This window comes from Bradyrhizobium sp. NBAIM01 (assembly GCF_020194115.1).
Taxonomy (GTDB): Bacteria; Pseudomonadota; Alphaproteobacteria; order Rhizobiales; family Xanthobacteraceae; genus Bradyrhizobium; species Bradyrhizobium yuanmingense.
Genome location: NZ_JADYVU010000005.1, coordinates 150,760 through 177,756, shown reverse-complemented (window position 1 = coordinate 177,756; position 26,997 = coordinate 150,760). Strand labels below are relative to the sequence as shown.

The 26,997-nt window shown below is 64.4% G+C and carries 31 protein-coding genes, 1 tRNA gene and 1 pseudogene; 11 read left to right on the top strand and 22 right to left on the bottom strand.

Annotation, left to right across the window (positions count from 1 at the left end; genetic code table 11):
- Positions 1-5: 5 nt before the first annotated feature.
- The 6 genes from I6F31_RS18605 to I6F31_RS18580 all read right to left on the bottom strand — a co-directional run bounded on the left by I6F31_RS18605 (position 6) and on the right by I6F31_RS18580 (position 5,488).
- Positions 6-650: a DUF47 domain-containing protein gene (locus I6F31_RS18605; RefSeq protein WP_036000836.1), complete on the bottom strand. Its 645-nt coding sequence runs from the start codon at positions 648-650 to the stop codon at positions 6-8.
- Between the two features lie 157 nt (positions 651-807).
- Positions 808-1,776 (bottom strand): branched-chain amino acid ABC transporter permease, encoded by a 969-nt coding sequence (locus tag I6F31_RS18600; protein WP_225185917.1) that lies wholly within the window; start codon positions 1,774-1,776, stop codon positions 808-810.
- A 1-nt stretch (position 1,777) separates the two neighbouring features.
- Positions 1,778-2,641 carry a branched-chain amino acid ABC transporter permease gene (locus I6F31_RS18595; RefSeq protein WP_036000843.1) on the bottom strand — a complete coding sequence of 288 codons (864 nt, stop codon included), beginning with the start codon at positions 2,639-2,641 and terminating at the stop codon, positions 1,778-1,780.
- Positions 2,642-2,716: 75 nt separating this feature from the next.
- On the bottom strand, positions 2,717-3,937 hold the full coding sequence (locus tag I6F31_RS18590; protein WP_036000846.1) for an ABC transporter substrate-binding protein: 1,221 nt from the start codon (positions 3,935-3,937) through the stop codon (positions 2,717-2,719).
- Positions 3,938-3,993: 56 nt separating this feature from the next.
- Positions 3,994-4,740: an ABC transporter ATP-binding protein gene (locus I6F31_RS18585; RefSeq protein ID WP_036022650.1), complete on the bottom strand. Its 747-nt coding sequence runs from the start codon at positions 4,738-4,740 to the stop codon at positions 3,994-3,996.
- Positions 4,733-5,488 (bottom strand): ABC transporter ATP-binding protein, encoded by a 756-nt coding sequence (locus tag I6F31_RS18580; protein WP_018317619.1) that lies wholly within the window; start codon positions 5,486-5,488, stop codon positions 4,733-4,735. The genes I6F31_RS18585 and I6F31_RS18580 overlap by 8 nt, the downstream gene beginning before the upstream one ends.
- Positions 5,489-5,828: 340 nt before the next feature.
- Between I6F31_RS18580 and I6F31_RS18575 the strand changes: the two genes are divergently transcribed.
- Positions 5,829-6,476 carry a hypothetical protein gene (locus I6F31_RS18575; RefSeq protein ID WP_167361655.1) on the top strand — a complete coding sequence of 216 codons (648 nt, stop codon included), beginning with the start codon at positions 5,829-5,831 and terminating at the stop codon, positions 6,474-6,476.
- Between the two features lie 3 nt (positions 6,477-6,479).
- On the opposite strand, the gene I6F31_RS18570 is transcribed toward I6F31_RS18575, so the two are convergent.
- Positions 6,480-6,839 (bottom strand): ArsC family reductase, encoded by a 360-nt coding sequence (locus I6F31_RS18570; RefSeq protein WP_036000881.1) that lies wholly within the window; start codon positions 6,837-6,839, stop codon positions 6,480-6,482.
- Positions 6,840-6,944: 105 nt separating this feature from the next.
- Here I6F31_RS18570 and I6F31_RS18565 point away from each other — a divergent pair, with 105 nt between their 5' ends.
- Positions 6,945-7,316 carry a tRNA-binding protein gene (locus tag I6F31_RS18565; RefSeq protein ID WP_225185916.1) on the top strand — a complete coding sequence of 124 codons (372 nt, stop codon included), beginning with the start codon at positions 6,945-6,947 and terminating at the stop codon, positions 7,314-7,316.
- Positions 7,317-7,329: 13 nt separating this feature from the next.
- Here the strand turns inward: I6F31_RS18565 and I6F31_RS18560 are convergent, their stop codons facing one another.
- Together I6F31_RS18560 and I6F31_RS18555 are read right to left on the bottom strand one after the other, a co-directional pair.
- Entirely contained in the window at positions 7,330-8,061 is a 732-nt protein-coding gene (locus I6F31_RS18560) for a glutathione S-transferase N-terminal domain-containing protein (RefSeq protein WP_225185915.1), read from the bottom strand.
- A gap of 86 nt (positions 8,062-8,147) precedes the next feature.
- Entirely contained in the window at positions 8,148-8,294 is a 147-nt protein-coding gene (locus I6F31_RS18555; protein ID WP_192893234.1) for a hypothetical protein, read from the bottom strand.
- Between the two features lie 167 nt (positions 8,295-8,461).
- On the opposite strand from I6F31_RS18555, the gene I6F31_RS18550 reads away from it, so the two are divergent.
- The gene (locus I6F31_RS18550) at positions 8,462-8,665 is read left to right on the top strand and encodes a hypothetical protein (protein WP_036022634.1); all 204 of its coding nucleotides are present in this window, start codon (positions 8,462-8,464) and stop codon (positions 8,663-8,665) included.
- Between the two features lie 6 nt (positions 8,666-8,671).
- Here the strand turns inward: I6F31_RS18550 and I6F31_RS18545 are convergent, their stop codons facing one another.
- A complete protein-coding gene (locus I6F31_RS18545) occupies positions 8,672-9,343 on the bottom strand; it encodes a DUF429 domain-containing protein (protein ID WP_225186011.1) in 672 nt (223 codons plus the stop codon).
- 942 nt (positions 9,344-10,285) lie between these two features.
- Here I6F31_RS18545 and I6F31_RS18540 point away from each other — a divergent pair.
- The 3 genes from I6F31_RS18540 to I6F31_RS18530 all read left to right on the top strand — a co-directional run bounded on the left by I6F31_RS18540 (position 10,286) and on the right by I6F31_RS18530 (position 13,325).
- A tRNA-Arg gene (locus I6F31_RS18540) sits at positions 10,286-10,441 on the top strand.
- 106 nt (positions 10,442-10,547) lie between these two features.
- Positions 10,548-11,873: a TROVE domain-containing protein gene (locus tag I6F31_RS18535; RefSeq protein WP_225185914.1), complete on the top strand. Its 1,326-nt coding sequence runs from the start codon at positions 10,548-10,550 to the stop codon at positions 11,871-11,873.
- A gap of 111 nt (positions 11,874-11,984) precedes the next feature.
- Positions 11,985-13,325: an RtcB family protein gene (locus I6F31_RS18530; RefSeq protein WP_225185913.1), complete on the top strand. Its 1,341-nt coding sequence runs from the start codon at positions 11,985-11,987 to the stop codon at positions 13,323-13,325.
- 51 nt (positions 13,326-13,376) lie between these two features.
- Here the strand turns inward: I6F31_RS18530 and I6F31_RS18525 are convergent, their stop codons facing one another.
- From I6F31_RS18525 to I6F31_RS18500, 6 genes are all read right to left on the bottom strand, one after another.
- A complete protein-coding gene (locus tag I6F31_RS18525) occupies positions 13,377-13,898 on the bottom strand; it encodes a sigma-70 family RNA polymerase sigma factor (RefSeq protein WP_225185912.1) in 522 nt (173 codons plus the stop codon).
- On the bottom strand, positions 13,895-14,104 hold the full coding sequence (locus I6F31_RS18520; protein WP_225185911.1) for a DUF2892 domain-containing protein: 210 nt from the start codon (positions 14,102-14,104) through the stop codon (positions 13,895-13,897). The genes I6F31_RS18525 and I6F31_RS18520 overlap by 4 nt, the downstream gene beginning before the upstream one ends.
- A 93-nt stretch (positions 14,105-14,197) precedes the next feature.
- Complete coding sequence (locus I6F31_RS18515) at positions 14,198-15,382, bottom strand: serine hydrolase domain-containing protein (protein WP_225185910.1); 1,185 nt, start codon at positions 15,380-15,382, stop codon at positions 14,198-14,200.
- Positions 15,383-15,451: 69 nt separating this feature from the next.
- Positions 15,452-16,144 (bottom strand): GNAT family N-acetyltransferase, encoded by a 693-nt coding sequence (locus I6F31_RS18510; RefSeq protein ID WP_225185909.1) that lies wholly within the window; start codon positions 16,142-16,144, stop codon positions 15,452-15,454.
- Positions 16,145-16,148: 4 nt separating this feature from the next.
- On the bottom strand, positions 16,149-16,496 hold the full coding sequence (locus tag I6F31_RS18505) for a Lin0512 family protein (protein ID WP_036000921.1): 348 nt from the start codon (positions 16,494-16,496) through the stop codon (positions 16,149-16,151).
- 213 nt (positions 16,497-16,709) lie between these two features.
- Positions 16,710-18,365: an acetolactate synthase large subunit gene (locus I6F31_RS18500; RefSeq protein WP_225185908.1), complete on the bottom strand. Its 1,656-nt coding sequence runs from the start codon at positions 18,363-18,365 to the stop codon at positions 16,710-16,712.
- Between the two features lie 162 nt (positions 18,366-18,527).
- Between I6F31_RS18500 and I6F31_RS18495 the strand changes: the two genes are divergently transcribed.
- Complete coding sequence (locus I6F31_RS18495) at positions 18,528-19,400, top strand: bifunctional helix-turn-helix transcriptional regulator/GNAT family N-acetyltransferase (protein ID WP_225185907.1); 873 nt, start codon at positions 18,528-18,530, stop codon at positions 19,398-19,400.
- A gap of 54 nt (positions 19,401-19,454) precedes the next feature.
- Positions 19,455-19,838 (top strand): annotated as a pseudogene (locus I6F31_RS18490) (ester cyclase); the annotation flags it as partial.
- Positions 19,839-19,861: 23 nt separating this feature from the next.
- On the opposite strand, the gene I6F31_RS18485 reads toward I6F31_RS18490, so the two are convergent.
- Positions 19,862-21,082, bottom strand: a complete 1,221-nt coding sequence (locus tag I6F31_RS18485; protein ID WP_036000938.1) for an MFS transporter — start codon at positions 21,080-21,082, stop codon at positions 19,862-19,864.
- A 342-nt stretch (positions 21,083-21,424) separates the two neighbouring features.
- Between I6F31_RS18485 and I6F31_RS18480 the strand changes: the two genes are divergently transcribed.
- Complete coding sequence (locus I6F31_RS18480) at positions 21,425-21,880, top strand: cupin domain-containing protein (protein ID WP_036000949.1); 456 nt, start codon at positions 21,425-21,427, stop codon at positions 21,878-21,880.
- 13 nt (positions 21,881-21,893) lie between these two features.
- Here the strand turns inward: I6F31_RS18480 and I6F31_RS18475 are convergent, their stop codons facing one another.
- Positions 21,894-22,469, bottom strand: a complete 576-nt coding sequence (locus tag I6F31_RS18475) for a DUF308 domain-containing protein (RefSeq protein WP_036000941.1) — start codon at positions 22,467-22,469, stop codon at positions 21,894-21,896.
- 77 nt (positions 22,470-22,546) lie between these two features.
- Positions 22,547-23,131: a TetR/AcrR family transcriptional regulator gene (locus I6F31_RS18470; protein WP_036000944.1), complete on the bottom strand. Its 585-nt coding sequence runs from the start codon at positions 23,129-23,131 to the stop codon at positions 22,547-22,549.
- Between the two features lie 83 nt (positions 23,132-23,214).
- On the opposite strand from I6F31_RS18470, the gene I6F31_RS18465 reads away from it, so the two are divergent.
- Positions 23,215-23,715, top strand: a complete 501-nt coding sequence (locus I6F31_RS18465; RefSeq protein ID WP_225185906.1) for a peptide deformylase — start codon at positions 23,215-23,217, stop codon at positions 23,713-23,715.
- 162 nt (positions 23,716-23,877) lie between these two features.
- Here the strand turns inward: I6F31_RS18465 and I6F31_RS18460 are convergent, their stop codons facing one another.
- Together I6F31_RS18460 and I6F31_RS18455 are read right to left on the bottom strand one after the other, a co-directional pair.
- On the bottom strand, positions 23,878-24,240 hold the full coding sequence (locus I6F31_RS18460) for a metalloregulator ArsR/SmtB family transcription factor (protein WP_036000960.1): 363 nt from the start codon (positions 24,238-24,240) through the stop codon (positions 23,878-23,880).
- Positions 24,240-24,902, bottom strand: coding sequence for an SRPBCC family protein (locus I6F31_RS18455; protein ID WP_036000961.1), 663 nt, complete (start codon positions 24,900-24,902; stop codon positions 24,240-24,242). Before I6F31_RS18455 ends, I6F31_RS18460 begins: the two co-directional genes overlap by 1 nt.
- A 173-nt stretch (positions 24,903-25,075) precedes the next feature.
- Between I6F31_RS18455 and I6F31_RS18450 the strand changes: the two genes are divergently transcribed.
- On the top strand, positions 25,076-25,426 hold the full coding sequence (locus I6F31_RS18450) for a cupin domain-containing protein (protein WP_036000964.1): 351 nt from the start codon (positions 25,076-25,078) through the stop codon (positions 25,424-25,426).
- A 160-nt stretch (positions 25,427-25,586) separates the two neighbouring features.
- On the opposite strand, the gene I6F31_RS18445 is transcribed toward I6F31_RS18450, so the two are convergent.
- Positions 25,587-26,843: a serine hydrolase gene (locus tag I6F31_RS18445; protein ID WP_036000967.1), complete on the bottom strand. Its 1,257-nt coding sequence runs from the start codon at positions 26,841-26,843 to the stop codon at positions 25,587-25,589.
- Positions 26,844-26,997: the final 154 nt, after the last annotated feature.

The window sequence follows — 26,997 nt, the reverse complement described above, 5'->3', positions numbered from 1 at the left end:
CTGCCCTACACTTGCTCGATGACGATGCTGTTGATCTCGTTGGCGACGTCATCGAAACGGTCGGCCACCTTCTCGAGATGGTCGTAGATCTCGACCCCTACGATGAAATCCATCGCATTGCCGTCGCGATGCTTGAGGAACAGCTCCTTCAGGCCGATGTCGTGGAGATCGTCGACACGGCCCTCGAGCTTGCCGAGCTCCTCGGTGATCGCGGTCAGCATGGCGACGTTCTTGCCGATCTCCTGCATCAGCGGCAGCGCACGGCCGACCAGATTGGCGCATTCGATCAAGAGTCCGCCGATCTCGCGCATCGGCGGCTCGAAACTGCGCACCTCGAACAGCATCACGGCCTTGGCCGTCTGCTGCATCTGGTCGATGGCATCGTCCAGCGACGTGATCAGGTTCTTGATGTCGCCGCGGTCGAACGGGGTGATGAAGGTGCGGCGCACCGCCGTCAGCACCTCGCGGGTGATATTGTCGGCGTCGTTCTCGAACTGGTTGACGCGCTGGCAATAGACCGGCGTCTCCTCGCCCCCGTTGAGCATGCCCTGGAGCGCGACCGCGCCCTGGATCACGGTCTGGGCATGGCGGTCGAACAGGTCGAAGAACCGCTCTTCCCTGGGCAGGAACGCACGAAACCATCGCATCATGGAGACAAACTACCGGTTGGAAAATGGTCAGGCCCGCAAGGGCTGTCACAAAACTGTCATAGACCATTTTCGATCCGCGCGCGTGTCGCCTCACGCCCGCGGAGCCGGATCATCCACCGCTTTCATGCATCAATGAAATTGATGCAATACCAGTTACTTAGAGCGAGCGCCGGAAGTAATGCGCGATTTCGCCGACGACGCCGCGGCGGAAGGTGAGCACGCAGACCACGAAGATCGCGCCTTGGATCACCGTCACCCACTGGCCGAAGCCGGCCAGATATTGCTGCATGGCGATGATCACGAAGGCGCCGACCACGGGACCGAAAACGGTGCCGAGCCCGCCGACCAGCGTCATCAGCACGACCTCGCCCGACATCGTCCAGTGCACGTCGGTGAGCGAAGCGTTCTGCGCCACGAACACCTTCAGCGCACCGGCAAGGCCGGCGAGCGTCCCCGACAGCACGAAGGCCAGGAACTTGTATTGGTCGGTGCGGTAGCCGAGCGAGATCGCGCGCTGCTCGTTCTCGCGGATCGACTTCAGCACCTCGCCGAACGGCGAGTTGATGATGCGGAAGATCAGGAGGAAGCCGGCGAGGAAGCCGACCAGCACGACATAGTACAGCACCGTCGGCTTGGACAGATCGAGCACGCCGAACATGCGTCCCTGCGGGATGCCCTGGATGCCGTCCTCACCATGGGTGAACGGGGCCTGGAGATAGATGAAGTACAGGAGCTGCGACAGCGCCAGCGTGATCATCGAGAAATAGATGCCCTGGCGTCGGATCGAGATGTAGCCGGTGACGATCGAGAGCACGAACGCCGCGGCGACGCCGACGAGAATGCCGAGCTCGGGCGGCAGCGCCCAGACCTTCAGCGCATGCGCGCTGCAATAGCCGGCCGTGCCTAAGAACATCGCGTGGCCGAACGACAGCAAGCCGCCATAGCCGACCAGCAGATTGAAGGCGCAGGCGAGCAGCGCAAAGCACAGCGCCTGCATCACGAAGAACGGATAGACGCCCGTGAACGGCACCGCTGCGAGCAGCAGCGCCATCACTGCGAATACAATCATCTCGTCGCGCATTACGCGCGGGGTCACAGGAAGCGTGTCGTCCGTCAGGGTTGTCATCTCAGGCCGCCCTTCCCGTCAATCCCGTCGGCTTCACCAGCAGCACCAGCACCATCAGCACGAACACGACGGTGTTGGAGGCCTCGGGGTAGAAATACTTGGTCAGGCCCTCGATCACGCCGAGCGCAAAGCCGGTGATGATGGAGCCCATGATCGAGCCCATGCCGCCGATCACCACCACCGCGAACACGACGATGATGAGGTCGGCACCCATCAGCGGCCGCACCTGGTTGATCGGCGCCGAGAGGACGCCGGCGAGCGCGGCAAGGCCGACGCCGAGACCGTAAGTGAGCGTGATCATGCGCGGCACGTTGATGCCGAAGGCACGCACCAAGGTCGGATTTTCGGTCGCGGCGCGCAGGTAGGCGCCGAGCTGCGTCTTCTCGATCAGGAACCAGGTCGCAAGGCACACCGCCAGTGAGAACACGACGACCCAGCCGCGGTAGATCGGCAGGAACATGAAGCCGAGATTCATGCCGCCCCTGAGCTGGTCGGGAATGGCGTAAGGCAGGCCCGAGGAGCCGAAATAATTCTGGAACACGCCCTGCACGATCAGCGCGATGCCGAAGGTGAGGAGCAGGCCGTAGAGATGATCGAGCCCGGTCAGCCATTGCAGCATGGTCCGTTCCAGGATCATGCCGAAGATGCCGACGATGATCGGCGCCAGCAGCAGCGCCCACCAATAGTTGATGCCGCCGAGGTTCAACAGGAAATAGGCGACGAAGGCGCCCATCATGTAGAGCGCGCCATGGGCGAAATTGATGATGTTGAGCATGCCGAAGATGACGGCAAGCCCGAGACTGAGCAGCGCGTAGAACGAGCCGTTGATCAGTCCCACCAGTAGCTGAGCGTAGAGAGCCTGCATCGATCCCGCACCCGGTCCCTTCTATTCCTCAAAGACAGGCCGGCGCCGTTGCGCGCCGGCCCGCATCGTTCACCGTTACTTCTTCACCAGCGGACAGGCGCTTTCCGACAGCGGCCGGAAGGCCAGGTCGCCGGGGGTCGTGCCGATCAGCTTGTAATAGTCCCAGGGGCCCTTGGATTCCTCGGGCTTCTTGACCTCGAACAGATAGGCCGGATGCAGCTTGCGACCGTCCGCACGGATCGTTCCCTTGCCGAACAACGCATCGTCGGTCGGCATCTCCTTCATCTTGGCGACCACCTTGGCCCCGTCATGCGGATTGCCGCCCATCGCCTCCAGCGCCTTGAAGTAGTGCAGCAGGCCCGAATAGACGCCGGCCTGCACCATCGAGGGCATCGCCTTGTTCTTCATCCGCTCGGAAAAGCGTTTGGAGAAGGCGCGCGTGCCGTCGTTCATGTCCCAATAGAAGGTCTCGGTGAAGTTCAAGCCCTGCGCCACCTTCAGACCGAGCGAGTGCACGTCGGTGATGAAGAGCAGCAGGCCCGCAAGCTTCTGGCCGCCCGAGACGATGCCGAACTCGGACGCCTGCTTGATGGTGTTGGTGGTGTCGCCGCCGGCATTCGCCATGCCGATGATCTTGGCTTTGGAGGCCTGCGCCTGAAGCAGGAAGGACGAGAAGTCAGCGGTATTCAGGGGATGCTTGACGTTGCCGATCACCTTGCCGCCCGACTTCACCACCACCGCGGCGGTGTCGCGCTCGAGGGCATGGCCAAAGGCGTAGTCCGCGGTGAGAAAATACCAGGTGTCGCCGCCCGCCTTCACCAGCGCCTGCCCGGTACTGTTGGCCAGCATATAGGTATCATAGACCCAGTGGACCGTATTCGGCGAGCATTGCGCGTTGGTGAGATCCGACGTCGCCGCACCTGTGTTGATCAGGATGGAATTCTTCTCTTTGACGATATTGTTCACCGCCAGCGCAACGCCGGAGTTCAGGACATCCATGAAGATGTCGACCTTCTCGACGTCGATCCATTGCCGAGCAATCGTGGAGCCGATGTCGGGCTTGTTCTGATGGTCGGCGGAGATCAGGTCGAGCTTCCAGCCCTTGGCAGCGAGCCCGGAATCCTCGATCGCCATCTGTGCGGCGACGGTCGAGCCGGCGCCACCGAGATCGGCATAAAGTCCTGAATTGTCGGTCAGCACGCCGATCTTGATGTTCTTGTCCTGCGCGACCGCGCCGCCTGCCGCGCCGAGCGCCAGGGCCGTCCCGAGCAACATTGCCGAAATGCTGTGCTTCATAATCCGACCTCCCAATATTCCTTTGATAGTTACTCTCGATCGTCCGGCCTGCTCGGCTACACACCGAGATAGGTGTGGAGCTTGTCCATGTTGGCGGCAAGCTCCGAATTGGAAAACCCGTCAATGATCTTGCCGTGCTCGACTACGTAATAGCGGTCGGCGACGGTGGAAGCGAAGCGGAAGTTCTGCTCGACCAGGAGGATCGTGAAGCCCTCCTTCTTGAGCCGCGCAATGGTATGGCCGATCTGCTGGATGATGACGGGTGCAAGACCCTCGGTCGGCTCGTCCAGCATCAGAAAGCTCGCGCCGGTGCGTAGGATGCGCGCGATCGCCAGCATCTGCTGCTCGCCGCCCGACAGCTTGGTGCCCTGGCTGTTCAGCCGCTCCTTCAGGTTCGGGAACAGCTCGAAGATCTGGTCGAGCGGCAAACCGCCTTCGCGGACAACCGGCGGCAGCATCAAATTCTCGCGGACGTCGAGGCTGGAGAATATGCCCCGCTCTTCCGGACAGAAGGCGACGCCCATGCGCGCGATCTTGTCGGAGGTCGCGCGGATGATCTCCTGGTTGTTGAACTTCACCGAGCCGGTGCGCTTGCCGATGATGCCCATGATCGACTTCAGCGTCGTCGTCTTGCCGGCGCCGTTGCGCCCGAGCAGGGTGACGACCTCGCCCGCGTTCACGTCGAAGTTGATCCCGTGCAGGATGTGAGACTCGCCGTACCAGGCTTCCAAGTTGCGGACTTGCAGGATGTTCCCGCCGGTCGCAGCCCTGGCCGGAGCCTCGGCGATCGCTGTATCAGGCATGACCGGCTCCCAGGTAAGCTTCCTTGACGCGCTCGTCCTTGGTGAGCTCGGAGTAATGGCCTTGCGCGAGCACCTGCCCGCGCGTCAGCACGGTGATGATATCGGAGAGGTTGGCCACGACGCTTAAGTTATGCTCGACCATCAGGATGGTGTATTTCGCGGAGATGCGCTTGATCAGCGCCGCGATCTTGTCGATGTCCTCGTGGCCCATGCCGGCCATCGGCTCGTCGAGCAGCATCATCTCCGGGTCGAGCGCCAGCGTGGTCGCAATCTCAAGTGCACGCTTGCGCCCATAGGGCATCTCGACCGCCGGCGTGTTGGCAAACTCGTTGAGGCCGACATCGTTCAACAGCTCGCGCGCGCGGTCGTTGAAGCGGTTGAGCACCGACTTGGAGCGCCAGAAATCGAACGAAGAGCCATGCTGGCGCTGCAGCGCGACACGGACGTTCTCGAGCGCGGTGAGATGGGGAAACACCGCCGAAATCTGGAACGAACGGACCAGCCCCATGCGGGCCACATCCGCCGGCGCCATCGCGGTGATGTCCTGCCCTTTGTACAGGATTTTCCCGGCCGACGGCTTGAGGAACTTGGTCAGAAGATTGAAGCAGGTCGTCTTGCCGGCCCCGTTCGGGCCGATCAACGCATGAATGCTCCCACGGCGAACCTTGAGCGCAACGTCGCGGACGGCGAAGAAGCCCGCGAACTCCTTGGTCAAGCCTTCCGTTTCGAGAATGAACTCATCGGCCAAACAGTTTTCCCCCTGCCCGCGCGCGGCGCGTGGCTGTCCTTGTTGCTTCGGCTGTCCGGAGGACTTGCAGCCCACCGGGGCGCCGCCTCCGGGCGCGGAATATGCCGGAGGTGACGGGGGTTAGGCAAGGCGGAAAGCTGAGCAGGTCAGGCCTCCGGCCGGGGTACAAATGCTCCCTTAGTCGCAGAGGTCGATGTCGTGCCTGCCCGGCCTTTCCGGTTCGCAAGGCACCGGCCATCAAGCCGTCGTTAACGGTCTTTCGTCTCCCGCGCCAGCCTTCATCGAAAATTTTCCCGCAAGCCTGATCATCCCAGGGTTTTCACGCGCGGAGAATATTGTCTTGGATTTTGCAAGCGCCGCTCCCTCCGTCGTCAAGTCGATCCGCCAGCGTGATCTCCTCAACACGTGGCTGCGACTTTATGCGCGCCAGCAGATCGCTCCCGCGATCTGGGAGTATCAGCCCGCGCGGCTCGAGGAGGAGCTTTCGGATCTCATCTATTATACGGTGGAGCTTTCGACGCCGACGCCGCGTCTGGTCATCCAGAGCGAAGGCACGCGCATCTCGCGCGCCTATGGGCATACCGGCAAGGGCGTTTCGCTCGATGATTACGTCGGGCCGCGGCTCGCACCATACGTGATGCCGATCTATCATGAATGCGTCGCGCGCGGCCTTCCGATCTACAGCGTTGCCGACGTCGACGACGCCTATGGCCGAATCGTCGCGTATGAGCGGCTGCTGCTGCCGTTCCTGACCGACGGCAGGGTCAGCCACGTCATCGCGTCAGTAAAGACCTTCTGCGAGGACGGCGGCTTCGAGATCAAGAATCTGATGCGCGGAAATGACGCGCTGCCGCGCCCGAAGCTGCGGGCCGTGATCGATCGCGAGCTGTTTCATCGCGCCCCGGGCCGCATCGCACCCGCCGATCCGGTCGAGTTCTCGGACCAGCCGGGCCGCGCCATCTCCAACGAGATCATTGAGCTGAACTAGCCGTCAGCGCGCCTTGCCGCCGACCTCCTTGGCATAGATATCCGGCTTGAAGCCGACCAACAGCTTGCCGCCGATTTCGAGCACCGGCCGCTTGATCATCGATGGTTGCGCTAGCATCAAGGCCAACGCCTTCTTCTCGGTGAGGCCTTCCTTGTCGGAGTCGGGCAGCTTCTTGAAGGTCGTCCCGGCGCGATTGAGCAGGGTCTCCCAACCGACCTTGTCGCTCCACTGCTTCAACCTGTCCTTCTCGACACCCGCCGCCTTGTAGTCGTGAAACGCGTAAGCCACGCCATGGCCATCGAGCCAAGCGCGGGCCTTCTTCATGGTGTCGCAGTTCTTGATGCCGTAGATGATGGTGGGCAAGACGGTCCTCGCGCATGGCGTAGCGGTGATGTGCGTGGCGTTGTACGAAACTCCGCGTCGCGCGACAATGTCGCGAGACGCGTCACCCCACCGAACGGACATCCCATGCACGTCACCCACGATCCCACAGCGGCGGCCGCACCGACCATCGACTTCGACACATTCCTCGCGGTCGACGTCCGTGTCGGCACCATCGTCGACGCCAAACCGTTTCCGGAAGCGCGCAAGCCGGCCTGGCGGCTGTGGATCGATTTCGGCCCCGCCATCGGCGTGCGCAAGAGCTCGGCCCAGATCACCGAAAACCACCCGCTCGAAACCCTCGTGGGCCAACAGGTCGCGGCCGTCGTCAATTTCCCGCCGCGCCAGATCGGCCCGGTCGTCTCCGAGGTGCTGACGCTCGGCTTCCCCGATGCCGACGGCAAGGTCGTGCTGGTGCAGCCGAGCAAGCCGGTGCCGAACGGCGGACGGCTGTTCTAGCCTCAGGGCCTTGTCAGGGCCTTGCCGGAATGTTCAATCCGCGCTGCACCGCGGGACGCGCGAGGCCGCGTTCGAGCCAGGCGCCGACCGCCTTGAACTGGGCGAATTCGACGAGATCGCCGGCGCCGTAGAAGCCGATGAGATTGCGCACCCAGCCGAGCATGGAGATGTCGGCGATGGTGTAGTCGCCATCCATGAACCATTGCCGGCCGGCGAGGTGCGCCTCCATCACGCCGAGCAGGCGCTTGGACTCGTCGACGTAGCGTCCCAGCGGCCGCTTGTCCCCGTAGTCCTTGCCGGCAAATTTGTGAAAGAAGCCGACCTGGCCGAACATCGGCCCGACGCCGCCCATCTGGAAGTGCAGCCATTGCAGCGTCTGATAACGCCGCGCGGCATCCTGCGGCAGCAGCTTGCCGGTCTTCTCCGCGAGATATTGCATGATCGCCCCGGACTCGAACAGCGCCAATGGTTTCCTGTCGCGGGGACCGTTGGGATCGAGGATCGCCGGAATCTTACCGTTGGGATTGAGCGAGAGGAATTCGGGCGTCTTCTGGTCGTCCTTGCCGAAGTCGACGAGATGCGCTTCGTAAGGAAGCTCGATCTCCTCCAGCATGATCGAAACCTTGACGCCGTTCGGCGTCGGCAGCGAATAGAGCTGAAGCAATTCCGGATGCTTGGGTGGCCAGCGCCTGGTGATCGGAAAGACTGACAGACGGTCCCAGTTGGGGACAGGAATGGAGGACATATCGGACATCGGGACTCTGGGTGCATGGACTGAGGCGTGCTCAATCTAGGCAAGGTACCGCACCGCGCAAGTCACTTCCGGCTGTGCTAGGGCGGCAGTGTCGCCATCGCCACGAACGGGGGCATTGCTTCATACTGCAGCCTCGACTCGATGAACCGTTGACCCGTGATCAGCAGCAGGGCCGTAAAGGCAACCGCGAGCATCGCGGTCGCCAATTGGCACACGTCGTACATGGTATTCTATATCCCTCGACAGCCTCTGGCTTAGAACGTCGGCTCAGGCGCCACGTTCCAGACGGCAACCAAATATTGCTACTTTTTCCCGATCCTGCTGCGAAGTGCTCGTGCTGTTCCGGCGGCTTGCGCAGGGGACCAATGGCCCCCTCGCGCGTTGTCGCTCAATGAACATCGAGAAACGCGCTCTGCTCGACCACGCTGAACGCTGTCGCCGCGTCGCGAACGATCTTACGCACAGCAAAGCGGCGCAGCGGTTGCGGGCGATGGCCGACGAGTACCAAGCGCGAGCAGCGAGACTGGGCGACGAGGGCGGCTCATATCCAGGCCCCAACAGCCGCGGTCATCTCGAAGGCGAAGTCGAGGGCTGATCGCCTTCAGAAGTTGATCTCCATCCGTAGTCCGCGCGTATCGATCCTGCCGTCACCAACGGATTGCGTGCTGTCGCGCGCTGCGACGGCGCAGGCACAGGCGTCGATGAGATCGTCGCGACCGATCCCGGTGCCGTGGCGAAGCTTCAACCATCGCTTGACCTTGCTGAAGCCGCGATCTCTCAGCAGTGCGATTCGCTGCTCACGGCCTCGAGGCAAGGTCTTTGGTTCGAGGCGCACTCGCCCGGCCAGATTCCAGAAGATCAATTCGGGATGCGCTTCGCCGATCGTCGCCTGCCGCGCCGGCGTCATGGCCTCGTCGACCTCCTTCATCTTGTCCCTGATATTCCAGAGTTGCGCCGACACGCCCCTGCCCTCGCCTTCGTGCTTCCAGTAATGGCGATTGGCCGCTGCCATGTCGTGGAACGCCCAGAGGTCGCGGCGCGCGCCGAGAAACACGGCTGGGCCGATCAGTTCGCGTGCGCGCAAATCGCAGGCCCGGTAGCCGCTCGCGTTCAGTCCGATCGGCATGTCGATCATCGCGCGGGCGTGCGGGATTGCGAGCAGACGCATCAGGCTTGGCGAATAATCGAAGCCCTGATCGCCGCGCTCGTCGATCCACGCTGCGACCCAGCCGAAGCGAAATCCGTCGAGCCCCAGATAGTTTTTGCAAGTCATGCGTCCGTCAATTTCAGTTTCCGCGCGCGTCTCGCTTGACATCCGCAAGTTGCGGGCGTATGTCCCGCGCCCTCGCAAGCACTTCCGTTTGCGACAGACACCATGAACCGAGCGATGTCGTACCGCTACGAAAGAATTATCCGCATACCGAATAGCCCAATGCTGTTCGATTGCGCATGCCCGGCTCATGGGAGCGATCTTGCCTGACCGCAAGATCGACAGTCCGCTTCTCACGGACCCTCCCGAGCCTGCCGCTCCGGAGGGTTTTTTGTTGCCCGCCGCGCGGCCCCACCGAACATCCCGGCAATGGCCGGAACGAGAGACCCGGATCTCGGGGCTCGCGCTGGAGAGGCGCGTGCCCAAGTGCGCGGGGCCTGCCGGAGGGAACGAGGCGATGAGCCGGACACCGATGGCAGAGCGAACCCAGTGGGTTCGCAATGTGCGGCGCGTCGACAGCGCCGCGATCGAATTTTTGTAACTCGGTTTGCCGTGAGGGATCGCGGCTCAACCGACGCTGGTGGTGAAGATATCGGATACTTCTCCACACGGCACAGCGGGTATGCCTCCCGCCTTTGACACACGCACCGGGATGCGGCCTCGGAAAAGGCTTGCACGCGGCCCGGCGCAGGATCTGTCCGTTGGGGACAGAGACTGTGTTGTTGTCACTGAAAGCCGATATCGCCCGTTCCCCAGCGTACCCATCAATGGCCGATGCGAAAGCACTGGCCTGGCGGTGGTGAAGATGTCTGTTACTTCGTGGTAAAGGCGGGAAAGCGCCGAGCAGGTTCGAACCCTGCGCGCCGAAAGGCGGATCGCCCGCAAGGGCAGCAACAGCATCGATCGTTCCCCGCCAACCCCATCACGATCCGTGGTGAAGATTTCTGTTACTTCGCCTGCAACGCGAGAGGTCGCGGGTTCGAATCCCGCCCGGTGTCCCATGCACCGGTAGCTCAGAGGATAGAGCGCTTTCCGGCGAGCTTCGGCTCGTCGGGTACAGCAATCGCCCGTTCCCGGATCGTGTCCCCTAGCCACCGCCGGTGGTGAAGAGCGCTGTTACTTCGGATCGCAATGTCGAAGGTTCGACTCCTTCCGGACGAAAGTCCGTAGCTCAGCGGTAGAGCATGTGACTTGCCCGCAACGGCAGTACAGCCTCGCCTGTTCCCCGGCACCGTTTCCATCCCCATCAACCCAAGAGGAGGCCATCATGGTCAGGGTCAACAAGATCGTTCGCGCCTTCACGCGGGAGGGCGCACGCGCTGTACGCTTCACCCCGGAGATGGAGCTGAAGCGCGCGCTGATGAACTGCCTCCTGTGGGAGGACCAGTTCTACGAGGATGGCGTCGCCATCGCCGACCGCATCAATGCCCTCGTGCCCAAGGTCGCGCCCGCGCGCGTCGCGCAGCTTGCGATCGAGGCGCGCGAGGTGATGAAGCTGCGGCACGCACCGCTGCTCGTCATCCGCGAGATGGCGCGCAGCGAGAAGCACCGCACCCTCGTTGCCGACACGCTCGCCCAGGTGATCCAGCGTCCCGACGAGATGACGGAGCTGCTCGCGATCTACTGGGCGGATGCGCTGGGGCCGATGCAGCAGCGCAAGCGCCAGCCGGTCTCGGCACAGGTGAAGAAGGGTCTTGCCCGCGCGCTGACCAAGTTCGACGCCTATCAGCTCGCCAAGTGGGACCGCGACGGCGCGGTGCGGATCAGGGACGTTCTGTTCCTGGTGCACGCCAAGCCGAAAGACGCCGATCAGGCGAAGGTGTGGAAGCAGCTCGTCGATGGCGAGCTCGCCTCCCCCGACACCTGGGAGGTTTCGCTCTCGGCCGGCAAGAACAAGCGCGAGACCTTCGAGCGGCTGATCGCCGAGCGAAAGCTCGGCGGCCTGGCGCTACTGCGCAATCTGCGCCTGATGCAGAATGCGCAGGTCCCGCGCGAGACCATCGCAGGCGCGATCGAGGCGATGCGGACGGATCGTATCCTGCCCTATCGCTTCATCACGGCGGCGCGCTATGCGCCGGACTTCGAGCCCGAGCTCGAGGCTGCGATGCTCAAGTCGATCAAGGACCATGTGCGGCTTCCGGGCCGCACCCGGCTCCTGATCGACGTGTCCGGCTCGATGTTCGCAACGCTCTCCGCGCAGTCGGAAATGACGCGCGCGGAGGCGGCGTGTGGCCTTGCCATTCTCGCCCGCGAGATCTGCGACGAGGTCGAGATCTTCACCTTCTCCAACGAGGTCGTGAAGGTCCCTCCCCGCCGCGGTTTCGCGCTGCGGGATGCGATCATCAACTCGCAGCCGCATGGCGGAACCTATCTCGGCAAGGCGGTGACGGAGATCGACTGCAAGGGCGATCGCCTCATCGTCTTCACCGACGAGCAGAGCCACGACCAGGTGCCCGAGCCGAGGGCGCGCGGCACCATGGTCAACGTGGCCTCGTATCAGCACGGCGTCGGTCACGGCGCCTGGACCCGCGTCAACGGCTTCTCCGAGGCCGTGGTCGCGTGGATCGCGGCGTCCGAGACGGCGTTGACCTGATGCGCAACAACAATGGCCCCGGACGCGAGATGCGCCCGGGGCCAACGAAATCTCTGAAATGATCCGCCCGCCCCCGTTATGGTGCGCGCGGAATGACAAGGATCTACGACCATGCGACGACCCGATCCCTACATGGAACGCGCCCGCGAGCTCTGCCTCGCCGCCGGTGTCGATCCCGACTCGCGCGTCGGCGAAGGCCGCGGCCAGCCGGCCTGGTGCCTGTACAAGGACGCAGCGCGCAAGGAGCATCTTGCCCGCGAGGCCAATGCGACCGCGAGCTCGATTGCCGCGTTCCGGACGCAGGACGCCCGCTTCCAGAATGCGCCGCTGAAGGTGTTCGGCCCGCATGAGGAGGCGACGATCGCGCAGATGCGCAATTGCATGGCCATCGGCAATGTCGTCTCCGGCGTGATCTGCGCCGACGGCCATCTCGGCTATGCGCAGCCGGTCGGCGGGGTGATCGCCTATGAGAAGCAGATCAGCATCTCCGGCGTCGGCTTCGACATTGGCTGCGGCAACATGGCGGCTCGGCTCGACACGCGCTTCGACGACATCGCGGGGATCGCTCCCACGATCATCCGCGACGTCGCCAAGGTGATCTCGTTCGGCGTCGGCCGCGCCAACGCGGAACGGGCCGAGCACGACCTGTTCGACGACGGCGACGCCTGGCGCGAAAGCGATATGGAGGACTATCGTCAGAAGGCGGTGAAGCAGCTCGGCACGGTCGGATCGGGCAACCACTATGTCGACCTCATGCGCGACGAGGAAGGCTTCGTCTGGATCGGCGTCCACTTCGGAAGCCGCGGCCTCGGACACACCTCCGCGACGCGCTACCTCAAGGCCGCCGGCGGCAAGGACGGCATGAACGTCCCGCCCGCCGTGGTCGACGAGGACAGCGAGCTCGGCCGCCGCTACATCGCGGCGATGCAGCTCGCAGGGCGTTATGCCTATGCGGGCCGCGAGTGGGTGGTCGAGCGCGTCCGCCGGATCATCGGCGGCAGCGTGACCGAGAGCGTGCACAACCACCACAATTATGCCTGGCGTGAGACCCACGACGGCAAGGATTTGTGGGTGGTGCGCAAGGGCGCGACACCGGCGTTTCCCGGCCAGAAGGGGTTCGTCGGCGGCTCGATGGGCGACGACGCCGTCATCCTCGAAGGCGTCGACAGCCCGGAAGCCAAGGCCTCGCTCTACTCGACCGTGCACGGCGCCGGCCGCCTGTTCGGACGACGGGAGGCGAAGCGGCGCTTCTCGCGCGACGAGATGGACCGTTGGCTGAACGAGCGCGGCGTCACCTTGATCGGTGCCGACCTCGACGAGAGCCCGATGGCCTATCGCCGCCTGCCGGACGTGCTGGCCCAGCACGCCGGCACCGTGCGGGTGCTGCACACGCTGCGGCCGTTCGCCGTCGCCATGGCCGGCGAAGGCGAGTTCGATCCGTGGAAGGACTGACGCGAATTTGCAGGCGGGAGGCCACGCCTCTCGCCTGCATCCGTGCTTCACTCATCTCGTCAGATATTCGCGCATCAACGCGCGGGCGCGATGCAACCGCGCCTTCACGGTCTGCCTGGTCGCGCCGAGCGCAGCGGCAATCTCATCGATCGTCATCTCCTTGACGTCGCGCATCAGCGCGACGTCGCGATAGTGCGGCGGCAGCGCCTCGAACGCCGCGGCGACGTCGAGCCGCAGATCGGCCTCGGGGCGCAGCAGCAACGCGGCCTCCGCCTCGCCGCCATCGACAGCCGGCACGAGGCCGGCCCGGCGCGCGAGCCGCAGGCATTCGCGCCGGACCACGCTGAACAGCCAGGCCGACAACGCCAGCAGCGAACGGATCGTGCCGACGTGGCGGAACAGGATCCACATCGCCTCCTGCGTCGCATCCTCGGCGTCCGCCGAGCTGCGGCAGGTCGCGCGCGCATAGCGACGGATATCCGGCTGCGTCGTCTCGAGCAGACGCGCGATCGCCGCGGCATCGCCGAGCCGCGCGGCCTCGAACAGATTTGGCGAGATCGCCGCCGCGCTCACGACGCCCCTCCCCTGCCGATGCCCGCCATCGCGCACATCGGGCAATAACCGACGAGACCGGTCAGTGCGAAACCGGCGCCACCGAGCGCGACCAGCCATACCGTCGCGCCGGCAAGATAGACGAACGCCGCAGCCGCCACCGCAATACCCAGAACGACCCGCACCGCCTGATGCAGTCCGCCGATGTTCTTTCTATAGAATCCCATCACATCCTCCGATATGGGCCGAGACCGATTGCCTCGACCAACAAGAGGACGCGACGGCCAAGAAGGATTCGCGCTGACCGAAGATTTTTTTGATCAGCCTCCGACCGCCTGATAGGCCAGGCGCTTGAACTCGAAGAAGAACGGATTCCAGAAGCCCATGTAGCGCTGGGCCATCAGGACGCCCGCCGTGTTGGCTTCCGGACAGATCCACCAATGGGTCCCGGCCAGGCCGCCCCATTGGAATTCGCCGATCGAATTCGGCGGGTCGAACGGCGTCGGCGCGAAGGTGACGGCGCCGCCGAGGCCAAAGCCCTTGCCGGGAATCGGCCCGAGATTGGCGAAGCGGATGGTCTGGCCTGCGGGCAGCTGGTTCGTCATCATCTGCCGCAGCGTCTCCGGCTTCAGCAGCGCATCTGACCCGGGCAGCAGCGCACGCAGCAGTGTGAGCATGTCCGGCAAGGTCGAAACCAGACCGCCGCCGCCCGAGAGCCGCGGCAGCGGCCGCCGATAGGCTTGCGGGTAAGGCAGATGGTCGGCCCGCGTGAGGCCGGGCTTCATGGGGTCGAGCACGTCGGCGCCGTTGTAGAGCGCGACCAGCCTGCCCTGCTGGGCCTCGGGGACATAAAAGCCGGTATCTATCATGCCGAGGGAATCGAAGATGCGCGCCTTCAGGAAGGCGTCGAGCGGTTGGCCCGAGACGACCTCGACCACACGGCCGAGCACGTCGGTCGCCACCGAATATTCCCAGGCCGTGCCAGGGTGATAGGACAGCGGCAGGTCGGCGAGCTTGTCGATCATGTCGCTGAGCGGCGTCAGCGGATTGAGCACGCGCGCCTCGTTGTACCCCTTGAACAGCACAGTGCCGGGATCGAAGATGCCGTAGCTGAGGCCGGAGGTGTGGGTCAGCAGCTGGCGGATCGTGATCGGACTCTTCGCCGGCTCGACATCGGCAAGGCTCGAAGCGCCCTGCTTCAGCACCTTGCGGTTGCCGAGCTGCGGCAGGAATTTTTCGACTGCGTCATCGAGGCCGATGCGGCCTTGCTCGACCAGCAGCATGATCGCGCAGGTGACGAAGATCTTGGTGTTGGAAAACGCGCGGAAGATGTGGTCGGGCCGCAGCGCAGTGCTGGCCTCGCGGTCGGCAAAGCCGACGCATTGCTGATCGACCACCTCGCGGCCGCGCAGCACGGCCCAGGATACGCCGGGAACGATCTCCTGATCGACGTAGCGTTGCATCGCCGTCCGTACGGCGGAAAAATCAGGCGTTCTGGCGTCCATGTGCTCCCCCCAATTGTGGTTGGAATCGATATAGCGCGATTTCGCAGGATATGAAGCCCACAGTGCAGCTCATCCCTGCTTCATCAGCACGGTGACCTGCAGGCGGCGCCGAATCCGCATGCCCTGCCGCTGGTACAGCGCAATGGCAGACGTATTGCTCGAGAACACGTGCAGGAACGGAATTTCGCCGCGCGCCTCGAGCTGGCGCGCGATGGCGGCGAGCAACGCCTGTGCGTAACCGCGACCGCGATGATCGGGATGCACGCAGACCGCCGTCATCTCGGTGAAATTGCCGGGCTTCATCCGCTCGCCGGCCATCGCGACCAGCTCGCCGCGGGCACGGATGCCGAGGAAGGTGCCGAGCTCGTGCGTCCGCGCCGCGAACGGCCCGGGCTTGGTCAGCTCGGTCAGCGCCATCATGGCGGGAACGTCAGTCGCGCCGAGGCGGACGATCTCGGCATCGCGCGGCGAGGTGTCGGCGGGCGAGCCGATCAACTGCTCGCCGGGCTCGGCGAGCAGCACCTTGAAGCCGGCGGGAACTTCGATCGGCTCGGGCGTGAACAGCACCGCGACTTGCGAGCCCGACATGAGATCGCCGAGCGCCGCAAAACTTGCCGCGGACATGTCCGCCATATCGGCAAACGGCGTCATGTCCACGGGATAGCGCAGAGCCCGCGGGCCGCCCTCGGCCAGATGCTTCTGGCTCGTCGTCAACGCGCTCCAGATCGGGCGATCCAGCAGCGCCTCATCGCTCGCGGACATCGGCCTAATCCTTGTCGAAGCTGACGATGACGGCGGCATTGGCGATCAGGATGGGATCGTTGGCCACTTCCGTGGCCGAGGGGATCTCCAGCCCGCCCTTGACCGCGGTGACGGTCACGGTGCCGTAAGGCAGCTCCTTGGCGACGGCTTCCTTGTCGACGGCTTCTGGATTCGGCACGCCGATCGTGACGTCCACGAACATGTCGTTCGCGGTCTTGCCGATCATCCGGAAGAAGCCGAGGCTGGAATGCCTGATGGCATCGGAGACCGCGCGCTTGGCCGCCTTGGTGGCGTCCCTGCCGTGGACGTCGACGCCCATGCCCATCTCGGTGACACAACGAACGCGAGGCATGCTTTATTCCTGTGGCTGGTTGGGTAGTGGAGAGTTTCGACGATCGGCACGCCCAACACAAGTGTGGTTGTCATGTTGAACCGAGACGTGCGCCACAGGCTCCGTCATTGCGAGCGCAGCGAAGCAATCCAGAATCTTTCCGCGGTGACAGTCTGGATTGCTTCGTCGCAAGGGCTCCTCGCAATGACGAACGGTGAGAGCGTCGCACAAAATTCACGCCTTCACCTTCTCGTGCGCCCGCAGCTCGTCGACCAGCACCCGCACGTTCTCCGAATAATCGATCGGGACCACGACCAGATGCACGCCGCCCTCCCTGAAGGCGGCATCGAGCGTCGTGCCGAAGCTGTCGATGCTTTCGATGCGATGACCCTTGGCGCCATAAGCCTTGGCGTATAGTGCAAAATCCGGATTGCCAAACGTCATGCCGTAATCGGCAAAGCGGTCGACGGCCTGCTTCCAGCGGATCATGCCGTAGGCCTTGTCCTCCAGCACCAGCACGACCAGGTTGAGCTTGAGGCGGACCGCCGTCTCCATCTCCTGGCTGTTCATCATGAAGCCGCCGTCGCCGGCAACCGCAAGCACGCGGCGGTCGGGATAGAGCATCGCGGCCATCATCGCCGACGGCAGGCCGGCGCCCATGGTCGCCAGCGCATTGTCGAGCAGCAGCGTGTTGGCGACGCGGGTGCGGTAGTTGCGCGCAAACCAGATCTTGTACATGCCGTTGTCGAGGGCGACGATGCCGTTCTCCGGAATCACCTGGCGGATGTCGTGCACGATGCGCTGCGGCGTCGGCGGCCAGCGCGCTTCGGTGGCGCGGTCGGCGATGTGCTTCAGTATCTCTTCGCGCAGCGGCAGCAGCGCCCCGGCCTGCGGCAGCTTGCCTTCGAGTCGATCCGCCAGCAGCTCCAGGCTCGGGCCGACGTCCCCTACGACCTCGGCATCGGGGAAATAGACCTGCTCGACGCTCGCCGGCGTGTAGCTGACGTGAATGACCTTCGGGCCCGAGGGCCCCATGATGAAGGGCGGTTTCTCGATCGGGTCGTGACCGATCGCAACGATCAGGTCGGCAGCGTCAATGGCATCATGCACATAGTCGCGCTCGGATAAGGCGGCAGTGCCCATGTAGAGATTGGTGCCGCCGGGCACGGTGCCCTTGCCCATCTGAGTCGTGAAGAACGGAATGCCGGTCCGCCGCACGAAGCTTGCGATGCCGTGTGTCGACCGCGGCCGGCTGGTCGCAGCGCCCATCATCACCAGCGGGCGCCTGGCGGCCATGATCATCTCGGCGGCGCGGTCGAGCGCGGCGCGATGGGCGACCGGGATTTCGATCGGATGGACCGGGATCACGGGGACCGCAGGCACCTCGTCCCCGGCAACGTCCTCGGGCAGTTCGAGATGCACCGGCCCGGGCCGCTCCTCCATCGCGACGCGAAAGGCGTCGCGCACCACGGTCGGGATGCTGGAGGCGCTGACGATCTGCCGCGACAGTTTCGTGAGCGGCTTCATGGTCGCCACCACGTCCACGATCTGAAAGCGGGCCTGCCGGCTGCTCATGATCGGCTTTTGACCGGTGATCAGGATCATCGGCATGGCACCGAGATGCGCATAGGCGGCGCCCGTCGACAGGTTGAGAGCACCCGGGCCGAGCGTCGACAGACAAACGCCGGGCTTGCCGGTCAGCCGCCCGTGGGTGGCGGCCATGAAGGCCGCGGCCTGCTCGTGGCGGGTCAGGATCAGCTCGATCCTCGAAGCACGCAGCGATTCGACCAGATCGAGATTCTCTTCGCCGGGGATGCCGAAGATGCGGTCAACACCCTCATTCTCCAACGCCGCGACAAACAGGTCCGATCCCTTCGCTTTGCGTTCCATCCCGCCCAATGCCGCCTCCGCTCGTTGTGAATTCAGACTCCCCGGGCGGCCGCATGGTAACGGCTCCCGACACGGGAACAACTCACAAAGAGGCGCGCAACTGCAACTCGATCAGCTCTCGCACGATTGACAAGCCGCGATATCTGACTAAAGTCAGATATCATGCTCAATCCCGTCTCCCGCGTTCGCCGCTTCAACCGCGCCGTCACCTCTGCGGTCGGAGCACTCGATACGTCGTTTCTCGGGCGCGGCCGGCCGCTGGGTGCCGCGCGCGTGCTCAATGCGATCGGGCACGGGCGATCGGACGTGGCGGAGATCCGCGACTATCTCGGTCTCGATTCCGGGCTGATGAGCCGGTTGCTCCGCAGCCTCGAGGACGAAGGGCTGATCGAGACCGCCGCACGCGAGGACGATGCGCGGCGACGCATGGCAACGCTCACACGGGCGGGCCGGCGCGAGTTCGCAGCCTACGAGGCGCTGTCCAACGCGCAGGCCGAAGGCCTCCTCGCGCAACATTCGCAACGCGAGGCGTTGCTGGCGGCGATGGACCTGATCGCCTCCGCGCTGACGCGCGAGCGCGTCGCGCTGGAGGAGACGGATCCGCGCTGCGAGCAAGCGCGCTACTGCCTCGGCGAGTACTATGCCGAGCTCGGCCGCCGCTTCAGCCAGGGCTTTGAGGTCTCGCTGTCACGCGACCCCGACGCCAAGGACATGCGCCGGCCGCGCGGCACATTCCTCGTTGCGATGTCGGATACGCTGCCGATCGGCTGCGTCGGCTTGAAGGGCACCGATCACGGCTACGCCGAGATCAAGCGGCTGTGGGTCGCGCCCGCCGCGCGCGGGCTGCGGCTCGGCCGCCGCCTGATGGATGCGGCCGAGAGCGCCGCGCGCGAGCTCGGCATCGCACTGCTGCGGCTCGACACCAACAGCGCACTGCCCGAAGCCGGTCAGCTCTATCGCAGCACGGGCTGGCGCGAGATCCCGCGGTTCAACGACGATCCCTATCCGGACCTCTTCTTCGAAAAGCGCCTCTGACGCTGGACCGGTTCGCGGTCCTCGCGCGTTGGTCGAGGCCGTGGGAGCTTCGATATGATGAGAGACGACCTCGCCGACATCTACCGCGCCTACATCGCTTGCCTGAATCGGCGGGATTGGCCGGCACTCGGACAATTCGTGCATGAGGAGGCCACCCACAACGCGCGGCCCCTTGGGCTTGCGGGCTATCGCGCGATGCTGGAACAGGATGTTTGGGAGATCCCCGATCTGCAGTTCCAGATCGAGATGCTGATCTCCGATGCTCCCCGCATCGCCGCCCGATTGAAGTTCGACTGCACACCAGTCGGGACATTCCTCGGTCTTGCCGTCGACGGGCGGCGCGTGTCCTTCTGCGAAAACGTGTTCTACGAATTTCACGACGGCAAGATCCGGCAGGTCTGGTCGGTGATCGACAAGGCCGCGATCGAGGCGCAGCTGCGACGCCGCGCCTCGATCTCAATTTACGCTGCCGCCGGCGCCACCTCGCCTTGCGGCTTTGCGAAGGGGCGGAACGTCATGGCCATCAGGAAGGCCCCTAAGCCCATCGCCCAGGAGGCGATGTAGAGCCAGGCATAGCTAGAGAAGGCATCGTAGATCAGGCCGCCGGCGAGCGGGCCGGTCGCCATGCCGAGGCTGCCGGCCATCGCCGTGCCGCCGATCACCGTGCCCATCATCTTGAGCGGGAAGTTCTCGCGGATCAAAACGGCATAGAGCGGCATGGTGCCGGCATAGATGAAGCCGAAGATCGCGCCGACCGCATAGAACGTCGTGAGCTGTTGCGCGAAGACATAGGCGAGCGCGCCGAAGGCCTGCAGCAGCAGGCCCGAGACCAGCACGCGCTTGGCGCCGAAGCGGTCGCCCATCAGGCCGAAGGCGATGCGCCCGCCGAGGCCGGCAAATCCCTCGATGCTGTAGATCGTCACCGCTGCGACAAGCGGGATGCCGCAACTCACGGCATAGCTGACGGTGTGGATGATCGGGCCGGAATGCGTCGCGCAGCAGAAGAAGTTGGTGGCGAGGAGGATCAGGAATTGCGGCGAGCGCAACGCCTCGCCCATCGACATCTCGTTTTGTCCGGCGGTTTCGCCGGCGGGCGCGGCCGGACCTTGCGCGAGTGCCGGCGGACGGCGCACCAGGAACGAGACCGGGATCATGATGGCGCCGACCACGAGCGCTATGATCTGCATCGAGGTGCGCCAGTCGTGGCCGGAGACGAGCCAGGCCGCTAGCGGCGACATCGTCATCGGCGCCATGCCCATGCCGGCGGAGACCAGCGACACGGCGAGGCCGCGATTGGTGTCGAACCAGCCCGTGACGGTCGCCATCATCGGCGCGAAGATCGCAGCGCAAGCGGCGCCGACCAGCAGGCCGAACACGATCTGGAACACGAGAAGCGAGGTGGCGTAGCTCGCCGCAAACAGGCTGAGCGCCAGCACGACTGATCCCGTCAGCACCACCGGCAGCGGCCCGAACCGGTCGGACAGCGTGCCCCAAGCCATGCTGGTGAAGGCCATGGCCAGAAAGCCGATCGTCATCGCGCTGGAGATGCCGGTCACCGACCAGCCGGTGTCCTTGGTGATCGGCTGGAGGAACACCGGCAGCGAAAACATGCCGCCGATCGCGACGCAGCCAAGCACGCCGCCGGCGGCGACGATCACCCAGCGATAGTTGGACGAAGTCATTTCAGTCTCCCGTCAAGTCTGTCTCGCGTGAAAGACGAACGGGAACTGCGCCCGCCGACAGGCCGACGTCATTTTTGCCGCACGCTTTCGTGAGCGGCCAGCAAAACTCGAAAAACAACCCCATGCACAGTAGCCGGCGCTAGCGGGATCAATGACTTACCTACCAGGAACGACAGCTCAGCGGCTCCCTGTCCTCGCGCGACATCATCACAGATCGGTTTGACACGTCGGGCAAAACAGCCGCAGAATGACAGCATCCCACACATATTGATCTGGTCCGCGATGTTCATCGTGATGATGCTTCGCGCCGCCGGTCTGTTGGTGGATTGCAGGGAGTCCTACATGCCAAAGATCGACGTCGCCACCGTGCCGGCTCGCAAGGGCTCCGGCTATCCGGCGCCTTTCAATGCGCCTTGCGCCGAGCGCATTCGCAAGCGGCTCGGCGATGCCGGAGGCTTGTCGGATTTCGGCGTCAACCTGATGCGCCTGCCGCCGGGCACCTGGTCGAGCCAGCGGCACTGGCATTCGCACGAGGACGAGTTCGTCTACATTCTCGAAGGCGAAGTGACGCTGATCGAGGATGGCGGCGAAACCGTGCTGCACGCCGGCGATTGCGCCGCCTTCCCCAAGGCCAGCGGCAACGGCCATCACATGATCAACAGGTCGAGCGTGACGGCGGTCTATCTCGAGATCGGCTCACGCTCGCCAGCCGACCTCATCACCTGCTCCGACATCGACATGATGAGCCCGGCATCGGACGGCCGCTTCCTGCACAAGGACGGCACGCCCTATCTGTAAGTGACATTGCGGCTCACAGGGCCGCACTACGGCGCCAGTCGCCGACCGTGAGCCAGACCGCCGAGACCAGGAAGTAGATCGCGCCGACGGCGGCATAGCCCGCGACATTCGCAATCGACGGCACCGCAGGCGTCGCGGCCTGGAAGATGAAGAAGCCGCCCGCCAGGGCCGACTGGCCACCGCTGAGCACCATGGCCCATTGCGCGCCGAGACGCTTCCAGCGCCGCACGGCCGTGCCGAGCTGGAGCAGTCCGGACAGGATCGCCCAGGCTCCGAAGATTCCGAGCACCCAGTTCATACTGACCTGCAAGGCCAGGATGACCGCAATGGTGGTGGCGAGGCTGACCAGCACGTTCAGGCCCTGCGTGCGGTTCTGGTTCAAGCCACCGCTCCAGAGCGCGTCGAGATAATTGGCGGCAGCGTCCCAGGCCGGATAGGCAACGAGCAACGTCGCTGCGATCACTGCCGACGACGGCGCGATCGCGAGGGCCGCAATGACCCAAGCGACGGAAAACGCGGCACGCATGAAGTAGTACTGCTTCAGCCATTGCGTCTGGTCGGCGCCCAAAGCCATCTCGCTGGTTCTCATTTTCTGCTCCTTACCTACTAGTTGGTAGTTTACGTACGACGCCGAAGCACCGCCCTGCCCGGCCTGTGCCGATCTCGTCAGTGCCTGGTGGAAAGCCGCTCCAGCAGCGGCCGGGTGATTGTCCCGAAGATTTTTGGATCGCCATAGGCCCGCGCCGACAGCATCGCGCCGTGAACGGTTGCCATGAATCCCTCCGCCTCGGCCCGCGCGGTGCCGGAGAGATGGAGCCGGCCTTGCCGCTTGCCGCGCTCCATCACCGAAGCCAGCCACGACGACACGGAGCGGAAATGCGCGCGGACTTCGAGCGCCACTTCCTCGGGCAGAATCGGAAGCTCACTGGCAAGGAGCGCGCAGACGCAGAAGGGAGCCGTCGCATCCTTGATGCACGCCTCCCAATAGGCGATGTAGCTTTTGAGCTGCTCGGCGGGGTCGGCGACATTGCGCTCGAGCGCCGACAGCCCTGCCTGGGCCTCCTCGCGATAGCGCGACACCAGGGTGCGGACCAGATCGACCTTGCTGGCAAAGTGGTGGTGGATGCTCGGCTTGCGGATGCCGACGACATCGGCGATGTCGGCGTAACTGAAGCCGTTGTAGCCGCCCGCGATGATCAGCGTGCGGGCGCAGCCAAGAATGTCGTCGGCGGTCGAGGAAGCGGTGCTCATGCGCTTAGCTACCTTCCAGTAGGTAGGCGGTCAAGCGAGGATGCTTCAATGATCCGTGAGTGAGTGAGTGGTAGGAGCCCTGCATGACCATCCGCCCGATCGTGCGCTATCCCGACCGCCGGCTCGCGCTGCCGGCCCGCCCCGTCACCGCGTTCGACCATTCCTTGCGCGAGCTCGCGCAGGATCTGCTCGACACAATGCGCGCCGCGCCCGGCATCGGCATCACCGCGCCGCATATCGGCGTGCCCTTGCGCGTCGTGGTGCTGGAGCTCGATGCGAAGGACGGCCCGCAGACCTACGTCAATCCGGAGATCACATGGGTCTCGCCGGAGATGATCATGCACCGCGAAGGCAGCGTCTCGATGCCGGGGATCAACGACGAGGTGCAGCGACACGCGCGGGTGCGGATCAGCTATCGGGATCTCGACGGCAACATGCACACCGAGGAGTCCGAAGCCCTGCGAGCTGTCTGCCATCAGCACGAGATCGACCAGCTCGACGGCATGTTCTGGATTCAGCGGCTGTCGCGGCTGAAGCGGGAGCGGCTGGTGAAGAAGTTCGAGAAGATGTCGCGGAATTCGTAGGGTGGATTAGCGCAGCGTAATCCACCTGAGTACGACAAATGAGAGAGATGGTGGATTACGCCGCCCGCTGCGCTTCGCGGCGGCCTGCTAATCCACCCTACGCTACTGCCTGTGTGGGACACCCCGGATTACGCTGCGCTCCATCCAGGCTACGGAGCCCGATTACGCCCTCTTCCCACCCCGCTTGATGATCGGCGCCTTGCGACGCTCGCGCTTGCCGCGCGCGATCTCGGTGGCGAGCGCGTCCAGCTTCGGCTCCCAGAAAATCCTGAACTGGCCGACCCAGGCATCGACCGCTTGCAGCCCGGCGGCGTCGACCGAATAGAGGCGCCTTTGCGCCTCCGCCCGGACGCTCGCAAAGCCGCTCTCGCGCAGCACCTTGAGGTGCTGCGAGACGGCCGCCTGGGTGATGCCGAACTCGGCCCCGATGACTTCGACGACCTCGCCGGACGCCATCTCCTTGAGGCCGAGCAGCTCGAGGATGCGGCGGCGCACGGGATCGGCGAGGACCTCGAAGGCGTGCATCAGCTTCCGGTGCCGGGATGAACGATGTCGGGCGGCATCTCGCCGCGATAGAATGCGATGGTGCGGTCCGAGCGCTGCTTCGCCTCGTCAGGATCGACCCCGCTTGCGACATGCGCCGCACGCCAATATTCGCCGCTCGTCGTCATGAAGTCCTTGCCCTCGGGCGAGACCATCCACGCCTCCGCCGTTTCATGATCGACCGATGCCCCGGTCGCAAGATATCGCTCAAGTCCCGCAAGCGCGAGGTCCCAACCGATACCGACCGCACCCGGACCGAACTGATTCCAATGATCCTCGATGATCGCGGTGTGCTCAAGCGTCAGGCGCGCCTGGCTCCGCTCGGCTTTCAGGCTGACGTCGATCCAGCTCGTGGCGCCGCCGAATTCCCAGGTCGCGGCGAAATGGGTGGGCGGCGTGCAGGACGTGATGGTGCCGCCGGCATTGCCCTTGACCTGGTAGCGTCCGCCGAGCCGGAGGTCGCCCTCGACCGGCGCAAACCAGCGCGGGATCCGCTCCCTGCTGGTCACGGCGTCCCAGAGATCGTCGACGCTGGTGTCGTAGAGCCGCGTTAGCGTCACCGCGCTAGCCGGCTTGCCGTCTCTCTCCAAGCTCCTCACCGAGCGCGTCACAAGCCCCAAGACCCTGGCGACGTCGATCTGCATTTTCGGTTCTCCCTGTGGTTCATCCGCCGAACAAATATCGATCGCCACTAATATAAGTCAATACTTATATTGCGCGACGTTCCGCTGCGTCAAACCGCCCGCGAGGCGGAACCAAACAACGGCCACGGAGTCTATCGGTGCCCTCCCCCAGCCCCACAAGACGGAATGACCTCATGAAAGTTCGCAAATTCGCCATCGCCGACGCCTCGCTCGAGCGCTCACCGGGACAGGACGGCGATATTTTCGTCGCCAACATGGTCGACCAGCGCCAGGGCGGACCTATCACGATCGGCTTCGGCCGCTACGCGCCGAACCAAAATCTCAAGGAGACGATGAAGGTCGACGATGTCATGATCGTCCTCGAAGGGAAGCTGTCGGTCACGAGCGACGGCAGCACCGTGACCGCGGGGCCCGGCGAGATCGTCCATATGCCGAAGGGCGAGACGGTCACGATCCGCTCGCACGAGCAAGGCGCCGTCACCGCCTATGTCACCTATCCGCATTGGCAGGAGGCGCATGAGTGAGGCACGAGCTGCGACGCCCTACCCGCCGGGCATCAGCGCCTTCGCCGGCTCGTAGGGCGGATTAGCCGAAGGCGTAATCCGCCATTGCCGACACGGCGCGGCGAGAGATGGTGGATTACGCCGGCGGACTGCGCTTCGCGCAGCCGCAGGCCAATCCACCCTACGCACCGACCACTAGCGCTTTGGCTAGCGCCCTGTAGGCCGGCAGCGTCACGGGATCGTTGGCGGCGTTGCCTGCCATGGGATGCGAGGCGTAGCGTGCGATCACCATTTCGGCCTTGGGATCGATGTAGATGCCCTGGCCGTAGACGCCGCGCGCCATGTAGGCGCCGTGCTCATTGTGCGTGATCCACCATTGATTGCGGTAGGAGGCGCCCGGCAGTGTGGTGTAGCCGGCCGGCTTGAATTTTTCGGGATCGCCGCCGCGCGCGATGTCCTCGACCACCTGCGACGGCACGATCTGGCGGCCGTTGAAGCGGCCGTGGTTGCGCATGGTCTCGCCAAAGCGAGCGAGATCGCGCAATGTCGTGGAGAGACCGCCGCCGCCGCTCTCGGTGCCTATGCGGTCGACGTGATAATGCGCGTCCTCCTCAGCGCCCATCGGCTGCCAGATCCGCTCGGACAGGAGCTCGGACAGCGTCAGGCCGCTGGCGCGCCTGATGATCCACGCGAGCACGTCGGTGTTGACGGTCTTGTAGGCAAAGGCCTTGCCGTGCTCGCCTTGCTTCTTCTGCGCGATGAGGAAATCGAAGATGGTGGTGGGGCCGTCATAGCCCGGAGGGATCGGCGCCATGCCGTTGGCGCGCCGCAGGCCCCACACGTCGGAATTCTTGTCGGTGTAGATTTCGGTGTAGGCGAGCCCCGTGGTCATATCCATGACCTCGTGCACACGCGCATCGCCGAACGCGCTTGGCTTCAGCTCCGGCACATAGTCCGTGACGGGCGCCTGCGGGTCGATCCTGCCCTCGGCGACCAGAATCCCCGCGAGCACGCCGGTGAACGACTTCGTCACGGACATCGCGATATGCGGCTTGTGCGGCTTCAACGCGCCGAAATAGCGCTCATAGATCAGCTTGCCCCGGTGCAGCACCGCGATGCCGTCGGTGTAGGTCTCCTCCAGCATCTTCTCGAAGGTCATGGGACGCCCGTCCATCGTGGTCGAGGCGACCGCGCCGATGTCATGCTCCGCGCGCGGCAGCACCGATGCCGGCCCCGCCCCGCGCCAGACGTTCACGGTTGGCACCAGCTGGCGGATGTTGCTCCAGGCCCAGCGCAACTCGGGGAAGCTGCGGAACGAGCCGTCCTGGAAGGTGATGAGGCGGTCGGGGGATGGCGGGAAGCCGCGCATATAGCCGAGGGTTTCGGGGTCGGTTTCAGCGGCAGCAGGCTGCTGGCTGGCGGCAGTCGCGACGGACATTAAGCGGGCTCCTTGGAGACGATGCGGATGTCGTATCACGGGAGCAGAGGTCGGGCATCCGACGTTTGTGCCGGGGAGCTACGCACAGTCGGGATGACGTGGCCAAGCATGGCACGCGAGGGGCTCGCAGCGCCGCACTATGCCGAGAGGAGTG